We start from the raw sequence: 19,646 nt of genomic DNA on the forward strand, positions 1-19,646 counted from the left end.
GAGTATAAAGCCATATATATGATTAAAGACTATTTTCTTCTTCTATTCCAAACTATACAAAAAAACACCCAAGAGCTATCAAAGGTGTTACTTCGTCTGTTCAATCTCCTACAGCAAAACGGGCGGAAATCTCATCGATATGAGAAAAAAACGGTCTTTGATATATTAGGTGTCGTTTACAATTCCATGTCTGATAATCAAGCCGCTTAATTCAAAAAAGTGAAACCCATTAGGGTTTATTTCGTATGCAAATCTTTCAATCACCTACACTTGCCCCTTAGAAAAAAGAAACAATCTCGCCTAAAATTGACTTTGCATAAGCTTAGCTTGATAGCGATGGGGTCTCGCCACATGCCCATCAAGCTAACCAAGTAACTTACTAGATATGAAGCGATCCTTGGTTTAAGACTAGCAATTGATAGAAAAGTAGGCATACTAAAGAAGCCTATTAAAGCGTGATTTTTTCGCTAGGCAGTTTGTCTATACTTCACCGTCGTTTTATACACAATCCCTAAAATATCAAAGACGGTCATTTTCTTATACCGATGACATTTACGACCGTTCTTTTTGAGCAGTAGATAAAGACGATGCAAAATTTTCAAAAGTTCTTCTGTGCCAATGGCTATCGCTTGAAACAGTAACGGAAAGTAATCTTTAATCATATAAATCGCTTTGTATTCACTCAGCTCCTGCTTTTTCTTTTCAAGCAGAAACTGTCGCATTTGAAACATCGTAGAAGAACAGAGGAGAATGCCGATGAGTTGTCCATATAAATGGCACTCTAGGCGTTCTCTTTTAATATTTTTACATTCATCGATTTCAAAAAATGACTTCCACGTTTTAAACAAAATTTCAATCTGCCAACGAAGTGAATACAGTGAGTGCACGTAGTTCGTTGGTACCCCTTCTAGAGAAGTGTTCGTGATATATACATTCATACCCATTAAACGTTTACTTTTATCCTTCATGACAATGCCTTTTTTCTTTTCACGTATCGCTTGGTTTTTCAGGCGTGTTTGCGTTTGATCATCGGTTAAACGATGGATAATGACACGTGCTGGAAGTTTCTGATTTTGGCCAATGTATACCTCGGGAATTTCTATCGTTTCACCAGGGATTAGACCCAACATCATTTGTGTCATATCAAGCTGGATGTATTCTGTTTGCTTTATTAACGTGCCGTTGTTGAAGTATTCCGGCTCAGGGTTCTTGATATAAATCCTTGTATTCAGCTTCAACCGCGAGATGTAGTAAGCCCCTTTATCATGGATAGTTTGTAAGTCTCCTAAATCGAAGTAACCAAGATCACGTAAACATAAATCGTCCGCCTCTACGGTTTCAAGGCAGATGGTACCGTATGTTTTATCATTATTCTTTCCTGGTCCAAGCTGCACGTTAAGCAATTGACCACTAAGTAAATCATATTCCAATTGGATTTTCACGCCTGCCGTATTACTACTTCCACCTGAACCTTGATAGTCAGTGGCGAAATGATCAGGCAGTTGAAACACTGTTGCATCTAAAATACGGATACGATTAAAAGTAGAGATCACGTGTGCAGAAAGTGAGTGATTTGAACAGAATTTTTGTGTGAGAAGAGAAGTAAAGACTTCTCGAAGAAATGCGATGGCAGCTGAATTAAAGCGTTGATTCAGTCCTTCTGGGCTTATAAGTACCCCAGTGGAAACTTCTAACTGACCACACAATTGTGCAAGTGATGTGCTAGCAATTTCTTGACTGAGCCATACGCAAAGGGCAATGAGTTCGTTTGCTTGATACTTACTAGATCGCTGTACAAAGCCAACTTGTCTGGCGATATCTTGTAGGACTACTGGAGATAAAAAGTATTGTAGCTCTTGTGCAAAAAGATCCAGTTCATTTGAAATGATAGGGTTCATCAAAAACGCCATCCTTTCTGTATGTTTCTACAAAAAGAATAGCGTATCTTTGCATTTTGAGGAAGTTTAGTTTTGTTAGCTTGATAGCGATAGGGCGGGACCCCTAATATTGATGAAAAAAGACCGAGCAACTTATAATTATTATGGGTGAAACCAAAATAATTATAAATCCAACTATTCTATATTTTGAAAAGAACTGAACAATATACCCTATTAAAAGTAAAAAAATTAATACCCATATTAAATAGTAATCAAAGTTAGCTGGTTGACCAAAGGCTCTTGTACTGAGATTCAATATAGAAAAAATTAATAGAAATACCGGAAATACTATCAGTAAAATACGGTAAAGTACTTTTAATATTTTCAAACTATCCCTCCATACATATACTTAATTTCGAATGGTATATCCCACTATCTATAAATTACCGCCTTTTTTCATATCCTAAGATATATAGGTATATTTTAACATCTTCCAAGTTGAATGATTACTAAAATTAATCGTATATAAAAGTATTTTCATTTAACCATTCTGTGAATTGCAGAACGATCTCTTTTAAACATATTCAGCAACAAGAAATATTAATACGTATATTACAACCCCCTTTATATCATCGTAAATGGAGCGAAAAAGTACTCAGATGAGTACTTTTTGCTAACTTAAATCACCATTTTACTTTTGAGCGGTTGCTCTCATATATTTCGCAAATATATCTACATTAGTTATTAAAAGGGATTTTATTTCAAATGTTATTGGTAGTTCAGTTTCAATCAAGACCCATGTGATTTTATATGTAAAAAAGCCCCTTTTTTATCTAAAGGAGGCTAAGTATTATTCTTATTAAGCTAACACTTTGAGGTATCCCTAAAACAAAAATTTTATATAACTACAACCATTATTTATGAGAATTTAGGTCATTTTTTTCGTTTTGGGGAACAATGAATTTCTTAGCTTGATGGGCATGGGGTCTCGCCAACATAACGCTAATTTCGTACGCTAAGGAATTTTCAAGTTGAAAAACTTGGTTTTACCATACGTTAACAAAGTACCATAAACGACATTTAATGTTTGTTATGGTACTTTGTTTTTGATAATGAGTTTTGGAACTGGTTTTTGACTGTATTTCTTTCAGTTATATTAGAATTAAATAGAGTTCCCTAAACGATCGTTTTCGGTTCTTATTATACAATCCTTGTAACATCAGTGGTTGTAGCCTTAGCGTACAGAATTTGCGATTGGTGCTATCCCATAATGAAAAAATCCTTAATATTTAAGGCTTTAAGAAATCACTTCGCTATCAACTCAAAGGCCTACTGTTATAGAAATATATTAGGCTTTTATATACTACTTATTAACCGATTCATCAGTTTTATTATAAACATATTTGGCTTCTCCAAAAAGACCATCTGTGTCCCATTCTCCACCATAATACGCATGCTTCCTAGGTGAACCATTGTCTCGTATACTTGGATATAATTTTAGTTTATAGTCATAAACTGAAACCATAAAAAGATAAATATATCCCCCCGATTAAAAGTGCCGCAGCAACGATTAATATTATTACTCCATCCGGACTATTAAGAATTTCTTTTATATGTTTTTTTGCTATTTGCTTAGTTTCTCCACTTGAAAAGAGATAAACAATGGAATGGAGAATTAGTAAGAAAAATGCCGTAATTAACTCTATCATGGCTTATGTACCTCCTAATATATGTACCTTTAATTAAACAATAATTACCTTATACATTATATCAGCTAGGGTACATGGAGGTATAACAAATTATTTGTATAATTTATTTTATTAATCGATATGTTAAAAAAAGACACTGAATAATTCTTTAGCGTACAAGATTCGCGTTATGTTGGAGGGACCCCTTATATATCTGTTATTTCCTGTTGCAGAATCCTTAACACAAGGATTCTATTTTTTTGCATTAAATTTCTACAAACAAAAAAAGATAAGATCGGAGAATACGATCTTATCTTCAGCACAAGGAGTAAACATAAGTGATAACCATCATATTTTTATTATACTTTAATTTTTGTTAATTTTGAATATTAAAACCATAATTCACAAGTATATCTATATTGAGAAATTTATTACAAAATTAGCTATAAATGATTCAAAAAGCGAAAGTAAACTTTTAGCCAGAAGTTTACTTTCAATCACAGGGTTACCGTTAACAAAGCTCGAATATCCTACGCTAAAAAATCATCATAAATTAAGTCGCCTTAGAGATGACATTTTAGTAGCAGTCAAAAACAAAAGTCTTGAAATAAGCCATGTAGGACACTCTATTGTAAACTTTCTCAATATTATATTTTAAAGCTTCTAATTATAATTATATTAGTTCTCTTTTTAGAGGCTATATATTTGTACAACTCTTACTAATTACTTAATCACTATAAGGAGGAATGATAATATGTTGAAAAAACATACAATATGTTTGAAATTTTGCCATCACGATACAGTAGTCGAATTTGAAATGGGTGATAATGATTCTCGATGGGGTTCTTTTGAACTTTATATTGATACATATGCAGAGGATGCGCAGGAGGCTAGAAGAAACATACTTGAGCATATAGAACATTATATTGATAAAAACAAATTTAGTAAGTGGTTAGATACCCATTTGCATTTTGGTAAGAGCAATATATTTCTAACGATGACAACAAATCGATTTGATGAAGAGAAGTCTTTATGGGATGTAGAGTTGAAAATTGATGGTTCTATTGTAACTAAGCAAGTATCAGCATATTCAGAGTATGACGCAATAACAAGTTTTGGAATAGCAAGACTAGCTAACTCAGTTGAAATCATCCTTATTAAACCAAGTACTCAATACATAATTAAGACTGAAGATAATACTAAGGGAGATTACAACTTTGCGGTGACTTTTAATATTAATAATCAAGATAATGAAACGTGTCAGGTTAATTACTTTTCAAGTGTAGTTCCAACAGAAGAAGAATTACAATCTATTCAGGGAAACGCACTATCGGCAATAATAGAACCAAGTTGGCAGAACGTAAAAGTAGTTGAAACAAAGATCCATGAGTCTTCTTATGATGTTGTACTTAAATCGAATGAAACTGAGAAGACTTATCAAATTCGAACTCCAAAGACAAAAGAATTTGCCTGTATGTTGGGTATTAGCGAGTTAGCAAAAGAAAACAATCCAAATATGGATTATACAAAGTTAGAATTTTCGGATGTAAATAAGATGGATGATAGCCAATAAAAATGTGAAATATGGTCAAGAATCCTTATTGTTGAAAGGGTTCTTTTTTTGATCTTAAATAAACGTTTTTTTATATAAAAGGGATATTTTCTTTGTTCATTTTTCATAAGTTAATTTATTTATCAATTACATTTCCTACCATTTAAATATAAAATAAACTAGCAAAGCTGAATTTTTTATATTCTCAAATTGAATGGGAGGCTTCTCTATGAAATCTGAAGGTGCACAAGTGGGTAATCTTAAAGTAAGTGTAGAATTAACTGAGGTGTTAAAGAATGTAGGTTTTTTTCCCGTTTATAATTTAATACGTTGTGATATGGACACATTCAATAAAGCGGGTAATAAATGGAGTGATAATGGATATTATCCTTTCCCTATTTCAAATAAAATATCTTCAAATTGCGCAGCGGATACAGGAGATAAGGATGACCAAATAGCATACGATTGTAATTTAGAAGGTATTGATGTAATGGATGTACAATTAAGTGTAGATGCTGGAAAATTATTTGCTAATACAGAGCCTTTTTATTACACCATTCAAGATTTAGAAAATAAAACTTCCGTAGAACAAACAATGACAACACTTCAATATTCGGAACAGGTAACTGATACAACAACCGTTACAAAAACTAAAACGATAAAAGCTGGTACAGAAGTATCTGTTAAAACAGACTTGGACGTTTTCGACATAGTAGGTGTAGAGGTTGTCGCAAAGGTTACAGTACAAACAGATTGGTCTACAACTACTACAGATACTCATACAGTCCAAAAAACTTTAACAGTACCTCCATTACAAGTTAAAGTTCCATCAGGAAAAGGGGTACATGTTAAGGCTCAGGTACTAAGAGGAACGCTAACTTCTCAAGACATTACAGCAAATGCCAAGTTTTATGGTGCTTATAACATACAATCAACAGTAGATCATGGAGGCCCTGGTGCTTGGCATAAAGGGGACATCTATCCTTTCCTAAAAACGGTCTCTTTAGGTTCTCCAAAAATGTGGGAATATGTTACTGACAATGAAATTGTACTAAATGATGATTCACAAACTGTCTCAGTCTCTGGAATCGGTTTATTAGATGCAGAGTTTACTACGACTAACTATACTGTTGTGGAGGAAGAATATGATTTAGTAACAAAGAAGGTAGAAAAAGTTCGCACGGTTCAATCAGGTCGAATGGAGATAACTCAGAGTAAGTCTGAATAGAAATATATGCAATTGAAGGGAATTAAGTTCTGATAGTATTACATGAATTATGTATTAAATATAACGATTTATTATTGTTATTTCCTGTTGCAGAATCCTTATAATAAGGATTCTTTTTTTGTATCAAAAATTTACAAATAAAAAAGATAAGATCGGCATACACGATCTTATCTTTAAGCTGTATAGTGATAATAAAGTTATTGAATTTTGATTAAAAAAGATAAGAGCCTTACTACATTCTATATGCAGCAAGGCTCTTTAAAGTTGTTTCAAATTATATCCATCTGCTTATGTAATGCTTAAAAAATGAATAATAAAGTTGTTTACTTCTTATTAAACTAACGCCCCCGTTAGTTTAAGTGTAACTCTTCACAATTATTTGATATTATATAGATAAATAGAAATATAAATCAGAATTTAGTTTATAGTTATAAAAATAAGTTATTTATACCCTTATAATTCTTCAGAAAGGAGAGTGTATGAAAAAGACTATTGTTTTTGTATTAACGATATTTATATTATTCTCAGGATTCGCAACACAAAGTTATGCGTTGTCAGATTCGAAATCTGTGGCAATACAAGCATTGCTAGATGATGCCTGTCGTACGTCAGGTGTGCCTGGAATGTCACTCTCAATACTTGCTGATGGTGAAGTGTTCTACTTTTCTTCTGGGTATGCAGATCTTGAAAAGGGACTGTCTGCAAGTGAAAATACACTCTATGAGTTGGCCTCGGTGAGTAAAGCTTTTACTGGTATGGGGATTTTGCTATTGGAAGAGCAAGGGCTGCTATCAATGACTGACCCTATCCAAAAATATTTACCTTGGTTTACGTTAAAGTATCAAGGTAAACCTGTTGATATGCAAAACCTTACACTAAATAACTTTCTTCACCATACCAGCGGCCTAACAAATATTAGACATCTTCAAAATATTCCACAAGGTAATACGCCTGATATGTTGCAAAAGACTGTGGAAACGCTGGTAGATGCAGAATTGGCGTTCTCTCCTGGTGAACAATATAACTATGGAACCGTTAATTATGACGTATTGGGTTTGGTTATTGAGATTGTATCACGACAAAGCTATGAAGACTTTATGAAGGAGCAGGTATTTCTACCCTTAGGTCTTCACCAGACGTATGTTTATAAAGAAGATGCTCAAGCCACTGGACAGTTAGCACAGGGTTACCGTTCTTCCTTTTTTATAACAACTCCATTTAACGCTCCGGATTATACTGGGAATAAACCTGCCGGCTATATCATTTCTAATACAAAAGATATGGCGCGTTGGATGGGCATACAGATGGGTATCGTGCAGGACATACCCGAAATATTTCACAGGGCCATCGAAAAATCACATAGGGGTGATATGTCTGTTTCGGCTGTCAATGATATGTATTATGCGGCAGGTTGGTCGGTAAACGCCGAACAAACGTTTATAGAACACACTGGGGGTAATCCAAATTTTAGTACCAAAGTAGCCATACTGCCAAATGAAAGAACAGCCATCTGCTTACTGAGCAACGGCGCAAATACCAATATAAACCTGGTACTACAAGTTAAAAATATATTAAACGGCAATCTAACTCAGTCATATGAGATAAGTGGCACACAGCTTTTGGACATCATTTTGTCGTCTACCACAATTATTCTTTGCCTATTAGCCATTCTGTTATTTTTCTTAGGATTAAGAAAAAGGAAAACGAATGAGCAGCAGCCAATGACAAAAAAGAGAACAATCGTAACAATTATTTTCCTAATCGCTACGATTGCCCAGTGTATAATGTTTTTTGCCTTCGATTGGTCAACGATACTTATTTGGCAAACATATAGTGTTCTTACAGCTTTAATTTCGTCAACATTATTAACAGCAAGCATTACTTGGTTTGTATATACTCACCGATTAGATGCCTCGGTCCGAAAATAAGTACAATGTTAAGTAAATAAATCTTAATTTATCGATATCCTTAATTTAAAAAACAGAAGACACCTCGGTGTCTTCTGTAATGTCATCGACACTTCTCCTAGTTAAACCCACTTGCTATTTCTTCCACTAACCTGCCTCGTTAGTAGAAGAAGGATTTTTAAACTACTATATTATTTTTTAAATGACTTTATTGTAAATTAAACAACTTTATTATCTCTGTACATAAGCAAAAGGAAAAACCATCTTATTTTAAATTTATTGTATTTTTTGTTAATTTTGAACATTAAAACCACAAATGATATCTTCCTCTATATTGAGAAATTAATTACAAAATTAGCTATAAATGATAAAAAATCGAATGTAAACTTTTCACCAAAAGTTTACATTCATATCCCCTTAAACATTGACTTTCATCTAATTTCATTGATATTATAAAAATAGACAAAAAAGTATACATTCAAATCATTGAAAATAAAGGGATTGAAAAGCAGATGGATAAAAAGCAACATTTAATTGATGTACAACCAATTCGGAGCATAGAACAGCTCGAAGATATGAAATGGTCTCTTAAACGTCATTGTTCAGACCGTGATTACATTTTATTCCTACTTGGGATTAATACTGGATTACGTGTGAGTGACTTACTTAAAATGGAAACGAATGAGATTTTAAAATTAAAGCGAAAAAAGAGGAAAGAATTTAAAGTTAAAGAAGGAAAAACAAAAAAGGAACGTATCATAAATATTACTTCTATTTTTGAGGAAGTATTTCCATACGCTGAAAATCTAAAAAGTACCTGGTTATTTCCTTCTCGAAAAGGTGATAAACCCATTAGTAAAATTCAAGCCTATCGACAGTTACAAAAAGCCGGGGATTTTGCCGGAGTCGAATCTTTAGGTACCCATACCATGCGTAAAACATTTGGATATTGGTTTTACAAGCAAACAAAGGATATTGCTATGTTACAAGAAATATTGAATCATAGTACACCACAAATTACACTAAGATACATCGGGATTAATAAGGAAGAAAAAGATAATGTACTTGACACATTCCGCATCTAATTTAAATGAAATGCTTTTTTGTTTTGTTGAAAATATATGAGGTACTATCAACAAACGTTAAAATGTTGATGGTACCTCATATAGGACGGATTAGCATTTTCCATAGTCCCCTTTATAGGGTGATTTTTATAAACTGGACTGTAATTTAAGACTCTATTTCATACCTCTTTCGGACGGGAACACCAATTGACCATTTGTAATCAATAAAAAACGCCATCCTTACCTATGATTCTACAGAAAGAATAGCGTATTTTTTCATTTTAAGAAAGTTTAGTTTTGTTAGCTTAATAGCGATGGGTCTTTACTCCAACAAAGGGATTTATGGAAAATTGTAGAATGTATTAATTTTAAATTCTTATACCCAATTTTTTAGGAGTGACTACAAATGCGAATATACCCTGATTGTCCAATTATTACTAGAACAGTAGAGGTTGGCGGACTTACGAAATCACAGCTTATTCAGAAATTGCAACAATACTCCATTTTGATGAATGAGTATGGAGAAAGACTGCTAGCTGATGATAAATTTACGACTTCTAATACAAAGTACAGCCTGGAGACCGTTGAACTAACCGTTATAGACCTTGGCTTTCCTGATGGAGCTACTACGGCTCAGCTCTTTAAAAGAGCGAGCGAACTTGGTTTGGAATTGTGTCCGCTTGAGCTGGGACCTCAACTAAGATTGGAGTATCTGGAACAGCCTGAAGGTTATTTGGGGAATGCCTCACAACAACATCAAGCTCCATCTGGCTCCATCACAATAGCATCGGAAATATTAACTAAAGACGATGATTTTCCGAAAGGCTTTTATCTTAGACGAATTAATGGCGTGTTGTGGCTACGCGGATACATCGCTGACCATCTGCACGTTTGGAAGCCTGAAGACCACTTTATCTTTGTCAAACAAAAAAATTTTAAGAAGTGAGAAATCATGAGAAACTTACCTGCTTTTGTTCAACTAAAGGGGGGCTTTACTTCATGAGACCGTCGTTAGACGGTCTTTTTTATTGTCCTTGTTTTTAGGGATCACCACATCACCATCAAGCTAAGAAAAGCAAATACCTCAAAACAAAAAAATAAGCTTTTTTGTTACAAGTTAATACAAAATTTCGTTCTGGGGGTACTATAAAATATTAGCTTGATAGCAATGGGGCATTATAAAATTCTTAAGTTGATGGGCATGCGGCTGTACCCCTATATAAATCTAAAAATAAAGAATGACTGTTTTAACAGTCATTCTTTATTTTTAAGATTTAAGTATGAAAAAGTGTTCCTTGTAAAGCTTTTACATAGCGATCAGCAGATCTTTGAACAGCTTCATTTGCATCCTCGATTATTACTCTATGAAATGCATTATACAAACGATTAAAAGGTAAGTCTTTAATCTTATCTACCATTTCTTTTACTTTATTAGCTGGTAACGGAATCAAATTTGGATAACTATACATAAAACTTACCCACTGACGATCTGCAACAACTTGAATGATATCGCCTGTCAGAAGAAGCCCTTTTTTATCACTGCCATCTTTCCAATGTAAAATAGCTCCACCTTTAAAATGCCCTCCCAAACGATAAATTGTAATCTCATCAGTTAATACCAAAGATTCTCCAGACCAGAAAATAATTTGTCTACTTGAACGATTTACCCACTCTTTATCATCTTCATGAATATAAATTGGAACATTAAATGTTTCTGCCCATTCTACTTGTGTAGAATAATAGTGAGGATGGGAAAGTACAATTGCTTGTATACCTCCCAATTTATGTATCTCTTGTATTGTATTTTCATCTAAATAAGTAATACAATCCCACAAAACATTAAAATTTTGACTTTGTATTAAATAAGCTGTCTGCCCAATTGCAAATTCAGGTTTTGTATTAATGCTATATAAACCAGTTTCTTCTTTTAAAATTTCATTTTTATATAATTTACTTTTTTGCATTTTTTCAAGAGTAGTCCATGATTGTCCAGATGGATTAATATACTGCCTTTCTTCATTACAAATTATACAATCAGAAGGAACTTCTTGACTTTTAGAATATTGAACGCCGCATGTAGTGCAGATGTAATTTAACATATGTATGCCCCTTTGTTATAAAATTTCTCACAAATTAATTATAAACTTCAAACTAAAATTAATCTATTTATATATTGAGAATCTTCAAAAATAATTATATATACTTACCTTTTAATTAACATAACACCCCTTATTGGGTATCATTATAAATGATACCGTGTATAATTTATACCTATTTTACATTTATTTAATATCGATTTATCATAATTTATATAATATTGAAAGTGAGTGATGAACATGATTGGAATGCAATATAAGGTCATTTTGCCAAAAGATTATGATATGGGGATTATTAAAAAAAGGGTGCAAGACAATGGACACAAGACGGACAGTTTTCCAGGGCTTAACTTTAAAGCGTATTTAATCACTGAGGCAGAGAAGAATGAAAGTTCATATAATTCCTATGCACCGTTATATATTTGGAATAACTATCAAGGAATGAACAAATTTATCTTTGATGGTTTTTATGACAATATTTTAGAATCCTTCGGATGGCAACAAATTAATATCGGTGTTCCTTTGTCTATTGACTTAGAAAAAGATTTTATTAAAAGTAAATATGTTGTTGAATATGCAGGGAATATTACTGAAAGCAAATCATTAACCAATACGCCATTTAATACTATTAATCACTATGTGGAAAATGCAGAAAAAAGTTTGGGGAATTTATTAGTTTATAATCCAGATAAATGGGGATATAGTCAATTCAGTTTTTATCAAGAAAAACCAAAAGTTAACTCATCAGACAACCTTACAGTATATGAAGTTTTGCATATTTCAAAATAACAATTAATCTCAAAACCACACAACAAGAAAGGGAATGAGAGTATATGCCTTTTGTTAACGTTTATTACCCTGAAGGTCTATCGAATAAAGAAGAATTAAAAAGGTAAGCAATAGTATTCACCTTTCTTTAATTGAACATTTCGAAGTTCCTGAAAATGATTACTTTCAAATGTTTTTCCCTATCCATCTAACCAATTTTTTTACGATCCGTATTACCTGTTAGAAGGAGAAAAAAAGAGAACAGAAAAAATAATGTATGTTTCTATTACATGTGGGCCAGGAAGAACAATAAATCAAAAAAAGAGTTTGAAACATTGTACCATAAAGCATCTCAATAACCTGATTGAACAGGATCATCGACATGTAAAACGGCGCTTTGTCAAATCTTCTGGATTCCAAAATCTTCGTCATGCTTCACGTACTATAAAAGGTATCGAGACCATTCATGCCCTATATAAACAAAGGCGAAGTCTTCAAAGAGACTCCGCCTTTTCAACGTACAATGAACTTCAACAATTACTAGCTACTTCCTAAACATTGTTCCTCATTTACCAACCTGTTTATGCTTTTTCAAACTTTGCAGCAAAACCTATACACTCATTGATTCCCAATACTAATAGATACATTAACTTCCGTTTTCGATAATTATGTAAATAAGCTGTCCACATGGGCAGCTTATTTTATTTTACCGCATAGCGTAGGTTATTTTACAAAATGCTGGCGGTACCCCATTGCCATCAACCTAAGCTTTTGAGATACCCCCATACCGAAATTTTCACCTTTTTACAGTTATTTATGAGAATTCAGCTCATTTTTTCGTTTTGGGGAACAATCAATTTCTTAAGTTGATGGGTATGTGATAATGCTTCCATTTGAACAAATTTTCCTTTTCCATACCGATCACACACCTTTTGTAGAGTAATAGTATCAGCATATCCCAGTTTAAGAGGTTACTTACAAAATATTTAGAATTTTTTTGCGAGAATCCTCCGAAATGTAATACGGACTTTAAATATTTTCATTTATAATTCTCTATTTGTCTATACTTTTCATACCGCTGTTGTATAAGCTCTTCCGAGGATAATAGTATCAATTTTTTTAGAGATGATTCGATTACAGATTCAATCACTTTTGCCTGTGATTTTATATCATTTTGTGCTCCACCTTTAATTTCAGGAATGATTTCATCAATAATTCCTAAATGTTTTAAATCTTTTGCTGAAATTTTCATATGTTCAGCAGCTTCTGGAGCATACTTAGCGTCCTTCCATAGGATAGATGCTGCTCCTTCTGGCGAAATTACCGAGTACCATGAATACTCTAACATATGGATATGGTTACCGACACTAATGCCAAGAGCTCCACCACTTGATGCCTCTCCAATTACAATACAAACAATTGGCACTTTAAGTGTAGCCATTTCAAATAGATTTCGAGCTATCGCTTCAGAAATTCCACGTTCTTCAGACCCTTTCCCTGGATAGGCGCCTATTGTATCAATAAATGTAATAATAGGGCGATTAAATTTATCAGCTTGTTTCATAAGTCTGAGCGCTTTTCTATAACCTTCTGGATGTGCCATTCCAAAATTTCTTTCTATATTTTCCTTTGTATTTCTACCTCTTTGATGACCAATAACCGTAACGGGCATCCCTTTAAATTTTGCAATACCACCTATCATTGCTTTATCATCACCATATAATCGATCACCATGAAGTTCGAGAAAGTTTGTAAACAATAAAGGTATATAGTCCAATGTCGTGGGTCGGTTACGTAGCCTTGCAATTTGAACTCGTTGAAAAGGTGTAATATTAGAATAAATTTTATCTTGCATTTTATTTAAACGTTTTTCTAATACATGAATTTCTGGCGATAAATCTACATTATTTTCTTTCATAATTTTCTTTAATTCATCAAATTTCTCTTTTAATTCAATAATAGGACGTTCAAAATCCAAACTCATTTTACCCTCCAAATGTTATGATTTACCTCACTCTAATCAAAAGGCTTAGAAATAGAATCAATAAATAATTCAAAACCATCCACAACTATTTTTTGTTCTGATTCTGATAAATTATTGAGAATACTTTGATAAAATGTAATAGATTGCTCTCTTAAGCAATTAACAGTTATGTGACCTTTTTCTGTGAGGTGCAGAAAAAGTTCTCTTCTATTTTTTTCATTTACTTCACGATAAATAAGCCCCTTTTTTACTAACTTATCTACCAATCTACTTACAGTTGAAGTCTCTAATCTAAGTTTATTGGATAGTTGCCAAACAGTTAATTTTTCCACCTCTAGTTCCTCTAACGCCATCATTTGAGAAGTTGGTAAAGGTTTTTCAAATGGTCCATTGGGCAAATTTTGAGATTCAAAAACCCCAGTTATTATAATCATTTTCTTAATATCTGTTCTTAGTTTTAAGGCATCTTCTCTTTTCAAAAAGGTCACCCTCCTACAATTAATGTATCATACATCAATTGTATTATACATGAATATGTTTTTTTCACAAGCTTAACGTAAGCCAATATTACAACATGGACGAGATATTTCTTCTTGTTAAAATGGTATAAGTGGATTGTTTTCTACAAATGGCAGAACATCAATTATGTATCAGGGGCCTTTATGGGGTACCGCTCATCGCAATCAAGCTAAGAAAATAAAACTACCCAAAAAACTAAAATTTTGTGATAACTTGTAACAAAAAACTCATAATTTTTTGGGGGAGTTCTAAATTCTTAAGTTGATGGGCATGGGGTAGCACCACATTACTATCAAGCTAAGGTTTTAATATATCTCCTAAATGAACATTTTCTTTTTCTACAGGTAGTTACTTTGAGAAGGTAGTTTATTTTTTCGTTTTGAGGGCGTTTATTTTTCTTAAGCTGATGGATATGGAGTATCTGCCCTAAGTTAAATAAATTTTGACTTAAAAACAAGTGATTTTAACAACGGTAGGAGTGTTTCATGCAGCACAATTTCATTTGTGTTGTATTGCAAGAAGAAAAATTACATTAGAAAAGAGCCAGAATTCATCCTGTTAAGGGTAAATCGACTCTTAATATTTAAAAGGATGGAAAAAAGAAACACAGAAGTAAAAAACCTCTGTGTTTCTTTTTGATTAATATATTTACTGACCCTTACGGCACAGATGCTCCTTCTACCCTATTATAAAAGCGATTTTGAACGTAAGTAATTTGTAAGAAATGGGTAAGAAAAAAGAAATTTTCATTGTGTATGATAAAAATATAAAGAGGCGTGAAAGGCGGAACAGATATGACTTATATATGAAAAACAGACCGGTAACAAGAGTATTTCAAAGAAAAGAAGTAATTTCTGTGGTTAACATATATGTGGAAAAAGAGGGATTTACCCAGGACAGAATGGCGTTTGTAAAAATAATAATTATGAAGATGATTACGAATTCAATGTTGACCTTTTTTCATTGGTGGAGATGGTAGCTGTGTGGTTAATACGAAATAGCAAGAAACCACCTATACAATATGAATAGAGGAGAGGAATGCCCTATGAAAACACATAGTCAAATTACATGTGCAAGTCTTGCCCTTTTAATAGCTGGAAGTGCCCTGTTATACACAACGCCAACCTTAATTGTAAAAGCAGAACCTACTCAAAGTGTATCTAGTTCGTTACAAACAAGTACTCAACGAGATCGTAATTCTGTCAAGCAAGCAGTGCGGGATACATTACAACTTGGATTCCCGGGGGTACTTGCTAAAACTTCTGAGGGTGGAAAAACATGAAGTTATGCCGCTGGGGTAGCGAATCTGAGCAGCAAGAAACCAATGAAAACAGATTTTCGCTTTCGCATTGGTAGCGTGACGAAGACGTTCACGGCAACAGTTGTACTTCAATTAGCCGAAGAGAACAGCTTGAATCTAGACGACTCTATTGAAAAATGGTTGCCTGGTGTCATTCAAGGAAACGGGTATGATGATAAACAGATTACTATCCGGCAATTATTGAACCACACAAGTGGTATCGCTGAATACACAAGGTCAAAAGGCTTTAATCTTATGGATACTAAAAAATCGTATAGGGCTGAAGAATTAGTAAAGATGGGGATTTCGATGCCCCCAGATTTTGCTCCAGGAAAGAGCTGGTCTTATTCAAATACAGGATACGTATTACTAGGGATCCTTATTGAAACAGTAACCGGGAACAGCTATGCGGAAGAGATTGAAAATCGGATTATTGAACCGCTTGAATTATCGAATACATTCTTACCAGGCAATTCAAGCGTGATTCCAGGAACCAAGCATGCCCGTGGATATATCCAACTAGACGGAGTAAGTGAGCCAAAAGATGTTACTTATTATAACCCAAGTATGGGAAGCTCGGCTGGAGATATGATTTCTACTGCTGATGATTTAAACAAATTCTTCTCTTACTTGGGGGTAAATTACTAAAAGAACAGCAACTGAAACAAATGCTTACTACAGTTCCAACAGGAGAAGCTGCACTTGGCAGATATGGTCTTGGAATCTATGAAACTAAGCTTCCAAACGGTGTCTCAATATGGGGACACGGAGGTAGCATTCCAGGGTTTGTTACTTTTGCTGGAGGCACACTTGGAGGCAAGCATACATTAGCTGTCAATTTGAACAGCCTTAATGCTGATAATCATGATCCTTTTAAAAATATTTTACTTGCTGAATTTAGCAAGTAGGCCAAAAGGAAGAACGGATAAATTTTATCATATTTTCATAGTTAAACAAATAAATGATGAAATTGATCACTTATCTAAGGAGGCAATTCCCTCATGAAAAATAAACTAACTGGTGTATTAGCCGCTACATTAGCGCTAACTATGATTCTACCAACAGGGGCGAAAGCATTTTCTGACGGTAAGACTACAGTTGTATCTAACGCAGAAGTAGCTAGCCAAGAACTGAAGAAGATTGCAGCAGAAAAGGCTGCGCTACTCACGAAGTCCCATGGGACGACTAGCGTGCAGTATGCGCTAATTGATAATGGCAAGCTTACTTTGTCGGGGCAGGCTGGAAAGAACGATATGGAAGGGGAACAGCCGCTAACCAAAGATACTCTATACGGGATTGGTTCAGTCAGTAAAATGTATGCAACAGCGGCTGTAATGAAATTGGTCGACGAAGGAAAAGTCGATTTGGATGCTCCTGTGGTCAACTATGTTCCTGATTTTAAGATGAAAGATGGGCGGTACAAACGCATTACCCCGCGTATGTTGTTGAATCACTCCTCCGGCTTGCAAGGTTCCACGTTAAGTAATGCATTTTTATTTAACGATAATGATACCTATTCCCATGATTTCTTGTTGCAGCAATTGTCCAACCAGAGCCTGAAAGCAGACCCTGGCGCGTTTTCGGTATACTGCAACGATGGCTTTACGCTGGCCGAAATTTTGGTGGAAAGAGTCAGCGGTATGAGCTTTACCGAATTTCTACATCAACGGTTTACAGAACCCTTAAAGATGAATCATACAAAAACGCCGCAGGACAAATGGAGAGACGAAAAGCGGGCTGGACTTTATTTTCCGGCGTACCAAGGGCAGCTTCCAATTGAATCGGTGAATGTGATTGGTACGGGAGGGGTCTCTTCCACGGCAGAAGATATGGTACGATTCTCACAATTATTTATGGGACAGGGAAAAGGGATCCTCTCTGATAAGGTAGTCAAGGCGATGGAGCAAGAGGAATATAAAAAAGGAATGTGGCCGGGAGATGGAGATAATATTTTTAACTATGGTCTTGGCTGGGATAGTGTGAAACTATACCCATTTAGTGAATATGGGATAAAAGGCTTGGCTAAGGGCGGCGACACGGCACTGCAACATGCTATACTGGTCGTGCTTCCGGAACAGAAAATGGCAGCGGCTGTGTTGTCATCCGGTGGACGAAGCTCTACAAATCAACTGCTGGCAACTGAATTGCTGCTCGCCGTGCTTAAAGAGAAGGGTACAATTAAGAACATCAAGCCGAACAAATCTTTTGGCAAGCCGGTCAAGGTCAAGATGCCTCAAGACGTGGCAAAGAAAGCGGGCTTTTATGGCAATAGCGAAACTCATTTCAAAATTGAAATTACGAAGAATGGAGAACTGTTCTTACCATCTAATCGAGAAGAAAAATATGTATATACTGCGGATGGAAGCTTTATTAATGAGAAGGGTACTTCTAAGCTCAACTTTGTCACCGAGAAGAATGGAAGAACTTATTTGAGGGAGAGCACATATAAATCGACACCAGACTTAGGGCAAGGTGCGATGACTCACTATTTGGCCGAGAAACTAGAAGACAATGTGCTATCGAAGAAAACCGCTGCCGCATGGGCGAAGCGGGAAGGTGTCAAGTTCTATCTCGTGAATGAGAAATTTAGTTCTATTGAATATCTCGTACAACCGAAACTTATTACCACACAAATTACTCGTAAGGAAGGCCTGGCGGGCTATTGGGAGGGCAGAAAAATTACAGGTCCGAACACCGCGACGCATCAGCTCCAGATCCCCGTGATGAATGGCCGTGATACGACGGAAACGCATTTCTATACAGAAGGCGGCAATGAATATATGGAAATGGCCGGGTTGTTATACGTAAGTGGAACCAGCGTAAAACCACTTGATGCTAGCAAAGTTACGCTGCAAGCAAATGGGCATGCTAAATGGTTTACGATCCCGCAAGCGGCAGCAGGAAAAAGGATGACCGTGACATTGCCATCGAAGGGTGCGTTCGCGGTGTATGATGAGGATGGAGTATGCGTCAACTTTACCATCGTGAGCGGCAATAACAAAGTAAAACTGCCGAAGAATGGAACGGTTGTAATTGCTGGGGCACCGAACTCAGAATTTGCAATTACGTTGAACTAGCTACAATTCAAGATGGACTTCAACAAAACCAGTACGACATAGGAACGGTGTTTTGCTGGTTTTGTTTGTATTTACGTATTATCTTTAAGAAGAGAATTTCAACGAATAATATCACGCTCAAACTCTGCAAAAACAGCTATCATACCAATTCAGGGCAATCATCATTTGCTCCATTAATCTTCTTGATGTAAATACGTTCGCAGCCGGTATTATGATGTACAAGCCCTATACGATACAGGAATTATCCGAGGTGTTTCAGCTACTAAGTTTACGCCATATGGCACACTCACACGTCAACAGGCTGCACTTATGTTAGAACGAACTCTAGAATATCTAGGTGTAGAAAAAGAGTCAAATATAGGGCCCTACCACATCGCTATCAAGCTAAGAAAAGTAAATACCCCCAGAACGAAATTTTGTGCTAACTTGTAGCAAAAAAGCTCATTTTTTGTTTTGGGGTAATTCTGAATTCTTAAGTTGGTGGGCATGTGTAGAGAAGGCCATTTTGATTAATCTTTATTCGAGATGCCTTCTTTTTGTTTGTAAAGAACCCCTTTTTGAACTACCCCCACTTTCACTTCGTTTA

13 protein-coding genes and 5 pseudogenes are annotated in these 19,646 nt (G+C 34.8%); 13 read left to right on the top strand and 5 right to left on the bottom strand.

Annotated elements, in window-relative coordinates:
• Positions 1-210 (top strand): annotated as a pseudogene (locus tag ABH957_RS28035) (IS4 family transposase); the annotation flags it as partial.
• A gap of 257 nt (positions 211-467) precedes the next feature.
• Here the strand turns inward: ABH957_RS28035 and ABH957_RS28040 are convergent.
• Both ABH957_RS28040 and ABH957_RS28045 read right to left on the bottom strand, forming a co-directional pair.
• A complete protein-coding gene (locus tag ABH957_RS28040) occupies positions 468-1,898 on the bottom strand; it encodes an IS4 family transposase (protein WP_404512759.1) in 1,431 nt (476 codons plus the stop codon).
• Between the two features lie 1,487 nt (positions 1,899-3,385).
• The gene (locus tag ABH957_RS28045; RefSeq protein ID WP_002016954.1) at positions 3,386-3,586 is read right to left on the bottom strand and encodes a hypothetical protein; all 201 of its coding nucleotides are present in this window, start codon (positions 3,584-3,586) and stop codon (positions 3,386-3,388) included.
• Between the two features lie 733 nt (positions 3,587-4,319).
• Between ABH957_RS28045 and ABH957_RS28050 the strand changes: the two genes are divergently transcribed.
• The 5 genes from ABH957_RS28050 to ABH957_RS28070 all read left to right on the top strand — a co-directional run bounded on the left by ABH957_RS28050 (position 4,320) and on the right by ABH957_RS28070 (position 10,262).
• Positions 4,320-5,138 carry a hypothetical protein gene (locus ABH957_RS28050; protein ID WP_404512746.1) on the top strand — a complete coding sequence of 273 codons (819 nt, stop codon included), beginning with the start codon at positions 4,320-4,322 and terminating at the stop codon, positions 5,136-5,138.
• Positions 5,139-5,346: 208 nt separating this feature from the next.
• Entirely contained in the window at positions 5,347-6,345 is a 999-nt protein-coding gene (locus ABH957_RS28055; RefSeq protein WP_404512748.1) for an ETX/MTX2 family pore-forming toxin, read from the top strand.
• Positions 6,346-6,824: 479 nt separating this feature from the next.
• Positions 6,825-8,273 carry a serine hydrolase domain-containing protein gene (locus tag ABH957_RS28060; RefSeq protein ID WP_404512750.1) on the top strand — a complete coding sequence of 483 codons (1,449 nt, stop codon included), beginning with the start codon at positions 6,825-6,827 and terminating at the stop codon, positions 8,271-8,273.
• Positions 8,274-8,764: 491 nt separating this feature from the next.
• Positions 8,765-9,337 carry a tyrosine-type recombinase/integrase gene (locus ABH957_RS28065; protein WP_002191945.1) on the top strand — a complete coding sequence of 191 codons (573 nt, stop codon included), beginning with the start codon at positions 8,765-8,767 and terminating at the stop codon, positions 9,335-9,337.
• A gap of 385 nt (positions 9,338-9,722) precedes the next feature.
• Positions 9,723-10,262 carry a helicase gene (locus ABH957_RS28070; protein ID WP_098800994.1) on the top strand — a complete coding sequence of 180 codons (540 nt, stop codon included), beginning with the start codon at positions 9,723-9,725 and terminating at the stop codon, positions 10,260-10,262.
• A gap of 328 nt (positions 10,263-10,590) precedes the next feature.
• On the opposite strand, the gene ABH957_RS28075 is transcribed toward ABH957_RS28070, so the two are convergent.
• Positions 10,591-11,415 (bottom strand): MBL fold metallo-hydrolase, encoded by an 825-nt coding sequence (locus tag ABH957_RS28075; protein WP_016093926.1) that lies wholly within the window; start codon positions 11,413-11,415, stop codon positions 10,591-10,593.
• Between the two features lie 237 nt (positions 11,416-11,652).
• On the opposite strand from ABH957_RS28075, the gene ABH957_RS28080 reads away from it, so the two are divergent.
• The 3 genes and pseudogenes from ABH957_RS28080 to ABH957_RS28090 form a co-directional block, all read left to right on the top strand.
• The gene (locus ABH957_RS28080) at positions 11,653-12,201 is read left to right on the top strand and encodes a DUF4865 family protein (RefSeq protein WP_215551253.1); all 549 of its coding nucleotides are present in this window, start codon (positions 11,653-11,655) and stop codon (positions 12,199-12,201) included.
• Positions 12,202-12,245: 44 nt separating this feature from the next.
• Positions 12,246-12,510: pseudogene (locus ABH957_RS28085) on the top strand (tautomerase family protein); the annotation flags it as partial.
• A 3-nt stretch (positions 12,511-12,513) separates the two neighbouring features.
• Positions 12,514-12,735: pseudogene (locus ABH957_RS28090) on the top strand (DDE-type integrase/transposase/recombinase); the annotation flags it as partial.
• 484 nt (positions 12,736-13,219) lie between these two features.
• On the opposite strand, the gene ABH957_RS28095 reads toward ABH957_RS28090, so the two are convergent.
• Positions 13,220-14,164: an acetyl-CoA carboxylase carboxyltransferase subunit alpha gene (locus ABH957_RS28095; RefSeq protein WP_000050726.1), complete on the bottom strand. Its 945-nt coding sequence runs from the start codon at positions 14,162-14,164 to the stop codon at positions 13,220-13,222.
• 32 nt (positions 14,165-14,196) lie between these two features.
• Complete coding sequence (locus ABH957_RS28100; protein WP_000817662.1) at positions 14,197-14,643, bottom strand: MarR family winged helix-turn-helix transcriptional regulator; 447 nt, start codon at positions 14,641-14,643, stop codon at positions 14,197-14,199.
• Between the two features lie 764 nt (positions 14,644-15,407).
• On the opposite strand from ABH957_RS28100, the gene ABH957_RS28105 reads away from it, so the two are divergent.
• The 4 genes and pseudogenes from ABH957_RS28105 to ABH957_RS28120 form a co-directional block, all read left to right on the top strand.
• Positions 15,408-15,662, top strand: a complete 255-nt coding sequence (locus ABH957_RS28105; RefSeq protein WP_033707390.1) for a hypothetical protein — start codon at positions 15,408-15,410, stop codon at positions 15,660-15,662.
• A gap of 66 nt (positions 15,663-15,728) precedes the next feature.
• Positions 15,729-16,891: pseudogene (locus tag ABH957_RS28110) on the top strand (serine hydrolase domain-containing protein).
• Positions 16,892-16,984: 93 nt separating this feature from the next.
• Positions 16,985-19,060 carry a serine hydrolase domain-containing protein gene (locus ABH957_RS28115; protein WP_404458093.1) on the top strand — a complete coding sequence of 692 codons (2,076 nt, stop codon included), beginning with the start codon at positions 16,985-16,987 and terminating at the stop codon, positions 19,058-19,060.
• Between the two features lie 222 nt (positions 19,061-19,282).
• Positions 19,283-19,492, top strand: a pseudogene (locus tag ABH957_RS28120) (S-layer homology domain-containing protein); the annotation flags it as partial.
• Positions 19,493-19,646 lie beyond the last annotated feature (154 nt).

Source organism: Bacillus sp. RC242 (assembly GCF_044908245.1).
Taxonomy (GTDB): domain Bacteria; phylum Bacillota; class Bacilli; order Bacillales; family Bacillaceae_G; genus Bacillus_A; species Bacillus_A mycoides.

Coding starts and splice junctions, on each gene's coding strand:
- ABH957_RS28115 (WP_404458093.1), top strand. CDS start 16,985: ATGAAAAATAAACTAACTGGTGTATTAGCCGCTACATTAGCGCTAACT.
- ABH957_RS28080 (WP_215551253.1), top strand. CDS start 11,653: ATGATTGGAATGCAATATAAGGTCATTTTGCCAAAAGATTATGATATG.
- ABH957_RS28050 (WP_404512746.1), top strand. CDS start 4,320: ATGTTGAAAAAACATACAATATGTTTGAAATTTTGCCATCACGATACA.
- ABH957_RS28060 (WP_404512750.1), top strand. CDS start 6,825: ATGAAAAAGACTATTGTTTTTGTATTAACGATATTTATATTATTCTCA.
- ABH957_RS28105 (WP_033707390.1), top strand. CDS start 15,408: ATGGGTAAGAAAAAAGAAATTTTCATTGTGTATGATAAAAATATAAAG.
- ABH957_RS28040 (WP_404512759.1), bottom strand. CDS start 1,898: ATGAACCCTATCATTTCAAATGAACTGGATCTTTTTGCACAAGAGCTA.
- ABH957_RS28055 (WP_404512748.1), top strand. CDS start 5,347: ATGAAATCTGAAGGTGCACAAGTGGGTAATCTTAAAGTAAGTGTAGAA.
- ABH957_RS28095 (WP_000050726.1), bottom strand. CDS start 14,164: ATGAGTTTGGATTTTGAACGTCCTATTATTGAATTAAAAGAGAAATTT.
- ABH957_RS28065 (WP_002191945.1), top strand. CDS start 8,765: ATGGATAAAAAGCAACATTTAATTGATGTACAACCAATTCGGAGCATA.
- ABH957_RS28045 (WP_002016954.1), bottom strand. CDS start 3,586: ATGATAGAGTTAATTACGGCATTTTTCTTACTAATTCTCCATTCCATT.
- ABH957_RS28070 (WP_098800994.1), top strand. CDS start 9,723: ATGCGAATATACCCTGATTGTCCAATTATTACTAGAACAGTAGAGGTT.
- ABH957_RS28075 (WP_016093926.1), bottom strand. CDS start 11,415: ATGTTAAATTACATCTGCACTACATGCGGCGTTCAATATTCTAAAAGT.